Source organism: Streptomyces panaciradicis (assembly GCF_023516615.1).
Classification (GTDB): domain Bacteria; phylum Actinomycetota; class Actinomycetes; order Streptomycetales; family Streptomycetaceae; genus Streptomyces; species Streptomyces panaciradicis.
Map to the genome: position 1 here is coordinate 126,745 of NZ_JAMGBF010000036.1, position 11,360 is coordinate 138,104.

Here is an 11,360-nt window from a genome sequence, read left to right on the forward strand (position 1 = left end):
AGTAGCGCCTGCGCCTCGTCTTCACCGGGGTGCCGCACTGTTCACATGGTTCGGACATGAGGGAACAGTATGTTCAGCTCAGTGGCTCGATTCCCGAATCGGACAAGCCCATCCGATCGAGTGATGCGCTTTATCGCTTCTGCCGCTTCCACGGCCCCGTGATGGCGAGCATGATGCCCGGTTCCTGGATGTTGGCGAACAGGGTGGCGCCGTCGGGCGAGAAGGTGACGCCGGTGAACTCGCTGTACTCCGGCTCCTCTTCGGTGCCGATGTTCAGTTCGTTGCGGGCGATGGGGTAGGTGCGGCCGCTGTCGGTGGCGCCGAACAGGTGCTGCAGGCCCTCGCCGTCCTCGGCGATGACGAGGCCGCCGTACGGGGAGACGGTGATGTTGTCGGGGCCGTCGAAGCGGCCGTCCTGCGAGGGGTCGGGGTTGACGCCGAGCAGGACCTTGAGGGTCAGGGTGCGGCGCTTGGGGTCGTAGAACCAGACCGCGCCGTCGTGCTGGACGGGGCTCTCGTCACGGGCGTAGGAGGAGACGATGTAGGTGCCGCCGTCGCCCCACCACATGCCCTCCAGCTTGCGGGCGCGGGTGACCTGGCCTTCGGTGAACTGCTTGCGGACCGAGGTGGTCCTCGCGTCGCGGTCGGGTACGTCCACCCAGTCGACGCCGTAGACCGTGCCGATCTTCGTGGCGCGGGAGAGGTCGTCGACGAACTTGCCGCCGGAGTCGAAGCACTTGAAGGCCTGCAGGACGCCCGCGTCGTCGGCGAGTGTGCGCAGCCTGCCGCGGCCGTGGTGGAAGCCGGCCGGCGGGGTCCAGCGGTACAGCAGGCCGTTGGGGTTGGAGGCGTCCTCGGTCAGGTAGCAGTGGCCGCGCTTGGGGTCGACGACGACGGCCTCGTGGGCGTAACGGCCCAGCGCTTTGATCGGCTTGGGGTCGCGGTTGGCCCGGCGGTCGGCGGGGTCGACCTCGAAGACGTAGCCGTGGTCCTTGGTCATGCCGTTCTGGCCGGCCTTGTCCTCGGTCTCCTCGCAGGTCAGCCATGTGCCCCAAGGAGTGTTGCCGCCCGCGCAGTTGGTGGAGGTGCCGGCGATGCCGACCCACTCGGCGACGTGGTCGCGGCGGACCTCGACGACCGTGCAGCCGCCGGAGGCGGCGGGGTCGTAGACCAGGCCCTCGGTGAGCGGGACCGGGTACTTCCAGCTCGAACGGGGGCCCTTGAGCTCGTGGTTGTTGACGAGGAGGGTCGCGCCGCGGGGGCCGTCGAAGGTGGAGGTGCCGTCGTGGTTGGACGGGGTGAACTCACCCGACTCCAGCTTGGTGCGGCCGCTGTAGGTGATGACGCGGTACGTGAAGCCGGCGGGCAGGGCGAGGATGCCGTCGGGGTCGGGGAGCAGCGGTCCGTAGCCGACGCCGCCGTGGCCGTGCGCCGCCCCCGCTTCGGCGGTCTCGGTGTCGGTGGACGCGAGGGCGTTGGGGGCGGTGGCGAGGGCGCCGACGCTGCCCGCCAGCGCGACACCGGCACCGGTGATCGCGGATGTTCTGGCGAAGTCCCTGCGGGTGAGCGACATGGTGTCTCCTGTGACGGTGGGTGTGCCGTGGAGGGTGGCGGGCCTCGGTCGGCGACACCGTCCCGCCCACGCCTGAACGGGAGTTGAACACCGGGCGACGCCATCGGACGCAGTTCCATGAATCCGTACGCGGCGGCCCACGGGAAGCAAAAGTCCCTCGCGCCCGGGTAATTGGTCGGACGAATCTTCGTAAACAAGGTCGACCGGCACCAAATGTCGCCAATCCCATGATTTACCGCAGACCACCTTGACCGGCGGTGTTCGGGGCAATAGACACCCTCTTGCCTGGAGAACCCGGGGGAGGCGAGCCGAAGTGGACGCACGTCGTGCGCGCAGCCTCCATGAGGGCCGGCTGATGGGCCTGCCCAATGTGACGGGGGTCGGGACCGGGAGGGACGAGGCCACGGGCCGGGACGTCATCGTCGTCTTCGTGACCCGCAAGGTGCCCAGGGACCGGCTCAGGGACGAGGACGTGGTTCCGGAGGAACTCGACGGCGTACCCGTGCGCGTGCTCGCGATCGGCGAGGTGTCCGCGCAGGAGTAGCCGGGGTCACGGAACCGCGGTGAAACCGGGGAAAGAAGGTGGTCTGGCCGTGACGAGCCAGCCCGAACTGATGCGAGGACCCACCGGCGGACAGCTCAGCGACTCCTCCCGGCAGCAGGCGCTGTCGGACTTCCTGCGCCGCGAGCAGCCGCTGGCGAACGTCGTGGGCTTCGGCCACGGCGTGAAGTGGAGCGGGGGTGAACCGACAGGCCGGGAGGCCGTGTTGGTGTTCGTGACGCAGAAGGTGCCGGAATCGATGCTGCCGGAGCGGGACGTGATCCCGTACCGGATGGACGACGGCACGCCGACGGACGTGGTGGCGGTCGGCCATGTGGCCGCGCAGCGGCAGCAGCAGCGCTCGCCGGCGGGCCGGCGGGAGCCGTCGTACGGCGCCGACAGCGGGCTCCAGGAGCAGCTGGCGCGGCTCGCGCAGCCGGTGCTGGAGGAGCCGGCGGCGCCGGGCGTGTTCGAGCCGCAGATCCTCAAGCGCCGTATGCGGCCGTGCCCTTCGGGCTTCTCGATCGGCAACGTACGGGTGACGGCGGGCACGCTGGGCTCGGTGGTGTACGACTTCCTGCCGGGCGCGACGGTCGACCCGCCGGGCCCTGGTCTGGGCGTACCGGCGAAGTTCTACGTGCTGTCCAACAACCACGTCCTGGCCGACTCCAACCGGGCGCAGTCGGGCAGCGCGATCGTGCAGCCCGGTGTGTTCGACGGCGGCACGGACCCGGCCGACCGGATCGCGACGCTGGACCGCTTCATCACCATCCAGTTCGCCCCGCAGATCCCGTTGGAGCGGCACAACAACGTGGTGGACTGCGCGCTGGGGGCGGTGGAGTTCCAGGACGCCACCCGGGAGCAGTACTTCAGCGGGGCGCCGCGGGCCTGGCGGCGCAAGGCCAATGTGGCCGTCGGTGATCTGGTGAAGAAGACCGGGCGGACGACCAACATCAGCTTCGGCCGGATCATCGCGGTCGACGCGACGATCGACGTCAACTACGGCGCGGCGGGCACGGCCCGCTTCAAGGACCAGATCCTCACCACGAACATCTCGGCGGGCGGTGACTCGGGTTCGCTGGTCACCTCGCTCGACACCGTGGCGCTGGGCCTGCTCTTCGCGGGGTCCTCGGTCGTCACGGTCGCCAACCACATCGAGAACGTCCGCGCGCTGCTGCGCGTCGAGATCGCCGAACAGCTGGCCTGAGGGTCATCCGATTCCGCACGAGGAAGGGCCTGGTTCCATGACCACACAGGCACGCGGGCAGAAGGGCGCGCACAGCGTGGAGCACCGCTTCCACAACGCGCAGGGCGCCGAGGTGAAGACCCGCGACGAGGCGTTCGCGCCGCGGGCGGAGGTGTCGCCGGAGGCGGTGGCCGCGACGGCGCGGCTGGAGCTGCACAACGGGGCTACGGTGACCTGGGAACTGGAGGTGCGGTACAACCCCAACACCTACCCGTACGTCGTCACAGGCGGCCAGATCACGGGCACCATCTCGGGGCCGCCGTGGAACATCACGGGCGGGTTCATGGGTGAGAGCGTCCGCCTGGACGCCACACGCCACGACAACACGGCGACGGTCACCATCGTCGGCGAGTTCCAGAACCCGCCGGCCTACCGGGGGACGTACGGCTTCAACGGGGCGACGTCGTCGTTCAAGCACACGACGGTCTACCACTGCTGAAGGCTGTGACGGCCCGTGGGCCCCGCCGAGCGCGGGGGCCACGGCACGTTCACCGCCCGGCCGGGCGCGGGCCTTGAAAGGACTCGCTCAACGGCCCTGCCGAGAACGCGACTTGAAAGTCCCCGCTCAACCGCTCTGCCAGAAGCGCGTCTTGCAAGGGCCCGCTCAACGGCCGGACCAGGAACGCATCTTGCAAGGCCCGCTCAACGACCCTACCGGGAGCGGGCCTAGAAAGGGCTCGCTCAACCGCCCTGCCGGGAGCGGGCCTTGAAAGGACTCGCTCAACGGCCCTGCCGCGAACGCGACTTGAAAGTCCCCGCTCAACCGCTCTGCCAGAAGCGCGTCTTGCAAGGGCCCACTCAACGGCCTGACCAGGAACGCATCTTGCAAGGCCCGCTCAACGACCCTACCGGGAGCGGGCCTTGAAAGGGCTCGCTCAACCGCCCTGCCGGGAGCGGGCCTTGAAGCGACTCGCACAACCGCCCCGCCAGGACCGCGTCTTGCAAGGGCCCGCTCAACGGCCGTACCAGAAGCGCGTCTTGCAAGGGCCCACTCAACGGCCTGACCAGGAACGCATCTTGCAAGGCCCGCTCAACGACCCTACCGGGAGCGGGCCTTGAAAGGGCTCGCTCAACCGCCCTGCCGGGAGCGGGCCTTGAAGCGACTCGCACAACCGCCCCGCCAGGACCGCGTCTTGCAAGGGCCCGCTCAACGGCCGTACCAGAAGCGCGTCTTGCAAGGGCCCGCTCAACGGCCGTACCAGGAAAGCATCTTGCAAGGGCCCGCTCAACGACTCTGCCGGGAGCGCGTCTTGAGAGCGCTCGCTCAACCCCCCTGCTGCGACCTCGCCTTGAAGGCCGCCTTGCGTGCCTCCTTGGCCACCCGCTTGTCCGGGTGCAGCCGGCCCATCGCCTCCAGGACGTCCGCGGTGGCCGGGTGGTCCACCCGCCAGGCCGTGGCGAAGAACTCGCCGTGCTGTGCGGCCAGCCCCTGCACCAGCTCGCGCAGTTCGTCGGAGTTGCCCTCGGCGGCCAGCTGTGCGGCGACCGTGTCGATGGTGAGCCAGAAGATCATCGCCTCCGAGGGGGGCGGCACGTCCGGCACGCCCCGCTCGGCGAGCCATACGCGGGCCAGGCCGCCCAGTTCGGCGTCGTCGAGGACCTCGCGCAGCGCGGGTTCCGCCTCGACGCCGACCAGTGACAGGGCCTGCTGGCAGCGCAGCCGCCGCAAGGGGGCGCCGGCGTCCGCGCCGCGCGCCGCCGCCAGCAACTCGCGTGCCGCGGCGAGGGGTTCGCGCCGGGCGAGCCACTGCTCGGTCTCGGCCTGCGCGGCCCCGGCGGGGAACGTCGCCGTGCCGTCCAGCAGCGCGTCGGCCCCCTTGTCGGCGAGGTCGCCCACGGCCGGCGCGGTGAAGCCGGCCTCCAGCAGCCGCGCCCGCAGCCCGTAGAGCCCGAGCGGGGTCAGCCGCACCATGCCGTAGCGGGAGACGTCCGTGTCGTCGACGGGTGCGGCGGGCTCCTCGTCGGCGTCGGCCATCAGGGCCTCGTCGACGGGCTGGTACTCGACGAGCCCGACCGGCTGCAGCAGCCGGAACTGGTCGTCCAGCCGCATCATCGCGTCGGAGACCTGCTCCAGGACGTCGTTGGTGGGCTCCCCCATGTCGGAGGGCACGATCATCGAGGCGGCGAGCGCCGGCAGCGGCACGGGCGCGTCACCGGGGCCGTCCTCGCTGACGGTGAGCAGGTAGAGGTTGCCGAGGACGCCGTCGAGGAACGCGGCCTCCGCCTCGGGGTCCCACTCCAGCCCGGAGAGGTCGAGTTCGCCGTCCTCGGCCAGGGCCTCCTCCAGGCCCTCGATGTCCGGGACACTGGCGTCGGCGAGCACCGTCTCCAGGACGCCCTGCCACACGGCGAGCACGTCGTGCGGGGAGCCGGCGGTGAGCAGGGCCAGCTCCTGTCCGGCCGTGACGGTGCCCGCCTCCTCGTCGACGATCTCCACCAGGCCGGTGTCCACGGCGGCCCGCCAGGCCTCGCCCGCGTCGGCCGCGGCGTCGTCCCCGGTCAGGCCCAGCACCTCGGCGGCGGCCGGCAGCTGCTCCTCGGCGAGCTCTCCCCCGGCGTCGACGCGGGTGTCCGGACCGGCCCAGCGGGCCAGCCTCGCGGCCCGGGACAGCAGGGGCGTGGACAGCGCGTCCCGCGCCAGCTCCGCTTCGGGGTGCAGCCGCACGGGCGGCAGGGGGGAGCTGTCTGACATCGGCTCGGTTCTCCTCGGGCGCCTCGAAGACCGTACGACCACCTGGACGACGTACGACTCAGTGGCTCAGCCTAGACGGATTTCCACCTATGCCGCCCGGTTCATCTCGTCGTCGGCCCTCGTACATGGCCGAAACCTTGACAACTGGCCGGAGCAGGCAGGAGATTGACGCGCGTAGAAACTCGGGGGACAACTGTTCACTGTTTTCTACGCGCGTCACCCTCCCCCCACGACCCACCCTCGTCCCGGCACTCACGAACATCCCCGGAGGGATTCCGTTGCCGAGCAAGTCCTCCGCGCGTCTCGCCGCGCTCACCGTCGCCGCCGTGTGCTCCGCGGCGTCCGCCGTCGCCCTGACCTCCCCGGCGCACGCCGACTCCGTGCGCATCCACGACGTCCAGGGCACGACCCGAATATCCCCGTACGCCGGCCAGAAGGTGGCGGACGTGCCCGGCATCGTCACGGGCACGCGCACCTACGGCTCCTCCAGAGGCTTCTGGATGCAGGACCCCACCCCGGACGACGACCCGGCCACCAGCGAGGGCGTCTTCGTCTTCACGAGCTCCACCCCGAAGGTCGCGGTCGGCGACTCGGTGACGGTCTCCGGCACGGTCTCCGAGTACGTCCCGGGCGGCACCTCGTCCGGCAACCAGTCGGTCACGGAGATCACCAAGCCGACGGTCGCCACCGTCTCCACCGGCAACGCGGTCCCGGCGCCGACGGTGATCGACGCCGACTCGGTGCCGGACGAGTACACCCCGGCCGGCGACAGCGCCGCGAACGGCTCGATCAACGCCCTGCCGCTGGAGCCCTCGACGTACGCCCTGGACTACTACGAGTCCCTGGAGGGCATGAACGTCCAGGTCGCCGACGCCCGCGTGGTCACCGCCACCGATCCCTACAGCGAGCTGTGGGTCACGGTGAAGCCGCACGAGAACCGCACCCGCCGCGGCGGCGCCCTCTACGGCTCCTACGACTCCCAGAACACCGGCCGGCTGCAGATCCAGACGCTGGGCCCGACCTCCGGCTTCCCGGTGGCGAACGTCGGCGACACGCTGACCGGCACCACGACCGGCCCGCTGGACTACAACCAGTACGGCGGCTACACCCTGGCCGCGAGCGAGCTGGGCACCCTCAAGAGCGGCGGGCTGCAGCGCGAGACCACCCGCAAGCAGGCGCGGGGCGAGCTGGCGGTGGCGACGTACAACGTCGAGAACCTCGACCCGTCCGACACCACGTTCGCCGCGCACGCCGCCGCGATCGTGAACAACCTGCAGTCGCCGGACATCGTGTCCCTGGAGGAGATCCAGGACAACGACGGCGCGACGGACGACGGTGTCGTCGACGCGAGCGCGACCGTGAACAAGCTGATCGACGCGATCGTCGCGGCGGGCGGCCCGAAGTACGACTGGCGCTCGATCGACCCGGTCAACGACCAGGACGGCGGCGAGCCCGGCGGCAACATCCGCCAGGTGTTCCTGTTCAACCCGGAGCGGGTGTCCTTCACCGACCGCGCGGGCGGCGACTCCACGACGGCCGTCGGTGTCACCAAGGTGCGCGGCAAGGCGCAGCTGACGGCCTCCCCGGGCCGCATCGAGCCGGCGAACGACGCCTGGAAGTCCAGCCGCAAGCCGCTGGCCGGCGAGTTCGTCTTCCGCGGCCGCACGGTCTTCGTGATCGCCAACCACCTCAACTCCAAGGGTGGCGACCAGGGGCTGACCTCGCAGTACCAGCCCCCGACGCGCAGCTCGGAGACCCAGCGCCACGCGCAGGCGACGCTGGTCAACGGGTTCGTCAAGAGCATCCTCGACGTCCAGAAGAACGCGGACGTCATCGCGCTCGGCGACATGAACGACTTCGACTTCTCCGGCACCGCCCAGATCCTCGAGGGTGACGGCGAGCTGTGGTCGGCGATCAAGTCCCTGCCGAAGAGCGAGCGGTACACCTACGACTACCAGGGCAACCAGCAGGTTCTGGACCAGATCCTGGTGAGCCCGTCGATCCGGCGCGGCTGCGACCTGGACTACGACTCCGTGCACATCAACTCGGAGTTCCACGACCAGATCAGCGACCACGACCCGCAGGTGCTGCGCTTCCGTCCGTGACACCCGCGCCCGGTCAGGGCTGGTCGAACACGCCGTTCAGCCAGCCCTGCCAGGCGCTCTCGCACTCCTTGATGTCGGTGCCCGGGGTGAAGTCGTGCAGCGAGATGCCGACCGGGTGGCCCCAGTGGTTGCGTCCGAAGACGCGGGTCAGGCCCCGGTCGGTGCGCAGCCCGATGAAGTACGGGTTGCGGAAGTCGACCACGGCGTCGAAGTCGTCCGGTCCGTGGACCGTCACCCGGGTGCCGGCGGCGACGTCCTCGCCGACCCCGAGGGCCCGTCCCACGACGGCCAGGGCGTCGGGGGCCTTCGAGGCCTCGGGCCCGTCGAAGGTGGCGAACGCGGCCGGCCGGGGCGCGAAGTGGACCAGGTACTCGCGCAGGGTGTGCAGGTAGAAGTCGGTGTGCTTGGCGGCGCCGTCGTACTGGTTGTCCCAGTCGTCGACGAAGATGCCGCTGTGCACGTACCGCACCCAGGCCCGGCGCCCCTCGTCGCGGGGTTCGATGGTGTGGTCGAGCTGGTTCATCGTCTGCCCGGCGATGCCCTCGACGTCCGCGACGCGGTTGGTGTAGCGGTGCGGCGGGTCCCAGGCGGTGACCGTGGACCCGAAGGGCCCGGCGCCTCCCACCTTGGGCTCCGGTGGGTCCATCGGCCACAGATAGCCGCCGGTTCCGGTGGTGATCGCCTCCCAGACCTGCTCGGGGGTGGCGTCGACCTCGAACTCCCGGACGATCTCGAATTCCTTGGGCATGGTGGGCTCCTGACTACTGCGGTACCTGTGGCGGCTGGGCTGCCTTGAGGGTGGGGTGGACGGCGACGACGATCCGGTGGTCACGGCCGCCCTCGGCGTCCGGGGCGTCGTACTTGCGGACCAGGGCGGTGACCCCGGCCGTCAACTCCTCGATGAACGCGGCCCGTTCGGCGGCCGAGGCGAAGCGGACCTCGCCGTCCAGGGCATAGGTGGCCAGCCGTTTGCGGGCCTTGGCCGCGCCGGTGATCAACGACCCGACGTCGCGCACCAGCCGGGCGCCGAGGGCCAGCAGCCAGCGGGCGGAGAGCTGGTCGCGGAAGCGGTCCGGGTCCGGCTGCACGGCGGCGAGGGCGAGTGGCGAGATGACGTACGACGCCGCGGTCGCCCGCATCAGCCGCTCGGTGACGTTTCCCTTGCGGCGCTCGCCGGCCAGCTCGACCAGGCCGTGCCGCTCCAGCGCCTTGAGGTGGTAGTTCACCTTCTGCCGCGGAAGCCCGACCTGCCCGGCGAGCATGGCCGCCGAGGCGGGCCCGGCGGCCAGCTCGGCGAGCAGCCGGGCCCGTATGGGGTCCAGGGAGACGGCGGCGGCCTCGGGGTCCTCGATCACGGTGACGTCCAGCATGCGTCCACCGTCTCACCGAAAACTTTTTTTGTCCAGGCGATTCGAGTGTTCGGTGAGTCCCGGACAGTGATTCACATCAACTCGCCGATTCGGGAAGGGACTTCGGGAGACCCGCCGGTCACGGCCGACAAGGACAGTCCCACCCGATTGCCCGCGCGCTCCTGGCGGGCGGTGGTGCGGCGCACGGCGAGGGAACTGCTGGACGACGAGCTCTCCGACCGCGCGGCGGCGCTCACGTACTACGGCGTGCTGTCGCTGTTCCCGGCGCTGCTGTTGCTGGTGTCCCTGCTCGGGGTGGTCGGGCGCGGTGCCACGGACGGGATCGTCGACAACATCGCAGGGCTCGCGCCGGGCCCCGCGCGGGACGTCCTGCGGGACGCCGTGACGCAGCTGAGCGACAGCGGCGGGACCGGCGGCGTGCCGGCCGCCGAGCCGCCGGTGCGGCCCTGAGGACGGACCGGCCGGGCGAACGAACAGGCTGTGCGAACGAACCGGCCGGGTGCCGGACGGGTTGTTGAGCCCGTCCGGCACCCGGCCGACGCGTTCCTGCCGACCGCCCCTCGTCCCGCGGCTACTTCTTGGGGTACCTCCACGACACCACCGCGACCGCCAGCACCGCCGCGCCGATGAGCAGCGCCGGCCGCGGGTGGCGGACCGCCGCCTTCACGACGGGACCGGCCGGCCACGGCATGCCGTGTTCCGCCCTGTCCTCCAGGGTGTGCCGGGTGCGTACCGTGCGGTCCTGGGCGGTGTGGCCCGCCTTCAGCGCCCGGTCGTGTGCCTGGTGACCGGCCTTGGCGGCCGTGTCCTGCACCTTGTGGCCCGCCTGCGTGGCGCGCTGCTGCACGGTGTGACCCGCCTGGGCCGCCGTGCTCCGCAGCTGCACGCTCATCGCGCCCGCCTTGTCCCTGAGGTCGGCCGCGCGGGCCCGCGCGCGGCCCTTGACGTCCATCTTTCCTGCCAACTCCTCAACCGTGTCGCCCAGTTCACTGCGGGTCCGCTCGATCTGCCGCCGCAGCTCCTCGGCTCCCTCGGCGCCCGTCTCCCCGGCCGCCCTGTCCGTCATCGGTGTGCCCTTTCCTTGATCTCCTCGACATCGGCCTTGACACTGCCGAGGGCCTCCTCCGGCGTGGGGGGCGTGGCCTTGCGCAGCTGGGCGCGGCCCGTCGCGCCGAGGACGGCGGCGATCACGAACAGCACCGCTGTGACGATGAGCGCCGCGGCCCACACGGACAGCACCAGCGAGAGAGCGGCGATCGCCGTCCCGGCCGCGGCGAGCAGTCCGGCGTACGCGAACGCGCCCGCCGCCCCGAGCAGTCCGCCACCGCGTCCGGCGCGCCTCCCCTTGGCGGCGAGCTCTTCCTTGGCGAGGGCCACTTCCTGTCGTAGGAGCCGGGAGAGCTGTTCGGTGGCCTTGTTGACGAGTTCACCCACGGAGTGCTGCTCGTCGCGCACCGGCCGGGGGGTGGTGGTCCCGGTCACGGTCGCCTCCTCTCGTGTTCCTGTCGTTCGAAAACGTTGGGAACACCCCGGGTACCCGTCACCTCCCCGGCTACCCCTGCCGGCCTCCCCGGCCGCCGGGCTCCCCGAGCCTGGCCAGCTGGGTCTGGAACCAGTCGAGACGGGCCTGCAACAGCGCCGCCTCCGCGACCAGTTCGGGCACGCCGAGTGAGCCGGCGGCGGTGGGATCGGCGCCGGCCGCCGGCCGGGCGTCCTCGGCCGCGGCGACGACGCGCAGGCCCTCCCCCGCCAGCCGGGCGAACGCGGCGAGCGAGACGGACGTACGGCCGCGGACGCAGCCCGCGCAGGAGGGGGCGAGGACGCGCCAGCCGG

10 protein-coding genes and 2 pseudogenes are annotated in these 11,360 nt (G+C 71.1%); 5 read left to right on the top strand and 7 right to left on the bottom strand.

Annotated features, from left to right (window positions below; genetic code table 11):
* Positions 1–130: 130 nt before the first annotated feature.
* Positions 131–1,573 (bottom strand): alkaline phosphatase PhoX, encoded by a 1,443-nt coding sequence (locus tag M8J74_RS15070; protein WP_249836884.1) that lies wholly within the window; start codon positions 1,571–1,573, stop codon positions 131–133.
* Positions 1,574–1,886: 313 nt separating this feature from the next.
* Between M8J74_RS15070 and M8J74_RS15075 the strand changes: the two genes are divergently transcribed.
* The 3 genes from M8J74_RS15075 to M8J74_RS15085 are packed head-to-tail and all read left to right on the top strand — an operon-like array spanning position 1,887 to position 3,799.
* Entirely contained in the window at positions 1,887–2,117 is a 231-nt protein-coding gene (locus M8J74_RS15075) for a hypothetical protein (RefSeq protein WP_239015389.1), read from the top strand.
* 49 nt (positions 2,118–2,166) lie between these two features.
* Positions 2,167–3,321, top strand: coding sequence for a chymotrypsin family serine protease (locus M8J74_RS15080; protein WP_249836885.1), 1,155 nt, complete (start codon positions 2,167–2,169; stop codon positions 3,319–3,321).
* 37 nt (positions 3,322–3,358) lie between these two features.
* On the top strand, positions 3,359–3,799 hold the full coding sequence (locus M8J74_RS15085) for a hypothetical protein (RefSeq protein WP_249836886.1): 441 nt from the start codon (positions 3,359–3,361) through the stop codon (positions 3,797–3,799).
* Between the two features lie 825 nt (positions 3,800–4,624).
* On the opposite strand, the gene M8J74_RS15090 is transcribed toward M8J74_RS15085, so the two are convergent.
* Complete coding sequence (locus M8J74_RS15090) at positions 4,625–6,052, bottom strand: amino acid adenylation domain-containing protein (protein ID WP_249836887.1); 1,428 nt, start codon at positions 6,050–6,052, stop codon at positions 4,625–4,627.
* Positions 6,053–6,330: 278 nt separating this feature from the next.
* Here M8J74_RS15090 and M8J74_RS15095 point away from each other — a divergent pair, with 278 nt between their 5' ends.
* Entirely contained in the window at positions 6,331–8,157 is a 1,827-nt protein-coding gene (locus M8J74_RS15095; protein WP_249836888.1) for a DUF8508 domain-containing protein, read from the top strand.
* A gap of 13 nt (positions 8,158–8,170) precedes the next feature.
* Here M8J74_RS15095 and M8J74_RS15100 read toward each other — a convergent pair whose 3' ends face one another.
* Together M8J74_RS15100 and M8J74_RS15105 are read right to left on the bottom strand one after the other, a co-directional pair.
* Positions 8,171–8,905, bottom strand: a complete 735-nt coding sequence (locus M8J74_RS15100; protein WP_249836889.1) for an SRPBCC family protein — start codon at positions 8,903–8,905, stop codon at positions 8,171–8,173.
* A gap of 13 nt (positions 8,906–8,918) precedes the next feature.
* Complete coding sequence (locus tag M8J74_RS15105) at positions 8,919–9,527, bottom strand: ArsR/SmtB family transcription factor (protein ID WP_249836890.1); 609 nt, start codon at positions 9,525–9,527, stop codon at positions 8,919–8,921.
* Positions 9,528–9,614: 87 nt separating this feature from the next.
* Here M8J74_RS15105 and M8J74_RS15110 point away from each other — a divergent pair.
* A pseudogene (locus M8J74_RS15110) lies at positions 9,615–9,953 on the top strand (YhjD/YihY/BrkB family envelope integrity protein); the annotation flags it as partial.
* Positions 9,954–10,098: 145 nt separating this feature from the next.
* On the opposite strand, the gene M8J74_RS15115 reads toward M8J74_RS15110, so the two are convergent.
* The 3 genes and pseudogenes from M8J74_RS15115 to M8J74_RS15125 form a co-directional block, all read right to left on the bottom strand.
* Positions 10,099–10,593, bottom strand: a complete 495-nt coding sequence (locus M8J74_RS15115) for a DUF3618 domain-containing protein (RefSeq protein WP_249836891.1) — start codon at positions 10,591–10,593, stop codon at positions 10,099–10,101.
* Positions 10,590–11,009, bottom strand: coding sequence for a phage holin family protein (locus tag M8J74_RS15120; RefSeq protein WP_249836892.1), 420 nt, complete (start codon positions 11,007–11,009; stop codon positions 10,590–10,592). Before M8J74_RS15120 ends, M8J74_RS15115 begins: the two co-directional genes overlap by 4 nt.
* Positions 11,010–11,079: 70 nt before the next feature.
* A pseudogene (locus M8J74_RS15125) lies at positions 11,080–11,360 on the bottom strand (hypothetical protein); the annotation flags it as partial.

Bases quoted from the DNA above. Each gene is read 5' to 3' on its own strand.
- M8J74_RS15070 (WP_249836884.1), bottom strand. From the start codon at position 1,573: ATGTCGCTCACCCGCAGGGACTTCGCCAGAACATCCGCGATCACCGGT.
- M8J74_RS15085 (WP_249836886.1), top strand. From the start codon at position 3,359: ATGACCACACAGGCACGCGGGCAGAAGGGCGCGCACAGCGTGGAGCAC.
- M8J74_RS15090 (WP_249836887.1), bottom strand. From the start codon at position 6,052: ATGTCAGACAGCTCCCCCCTGCCGCCCGTGCGGCTGCACCCCGAAGCG.
- M8J74_RS15100 (WP_249836889.1), bottom strand. From the start codon at position 8,905: ATGCCCAAGGAATTCGAGATCGTCCGGGAGTTCGAGGTCGACGCCACC.
- M8J74_RS15105 (WP_249836890.1), bottom strand. From the start codon at position 9,527: ATGCTGGACGTCACCGTGATCGAGGACCCCGAGGCCGCCGCCGTCTCC.
- M8J74_RS15115 (WP_249836891.1), bottom strand. From the start codon at position 10,593: ATGACGGACAGGGCGGCCGGGGAGACGGGCGCCGAGGGAGCCGAGGAG.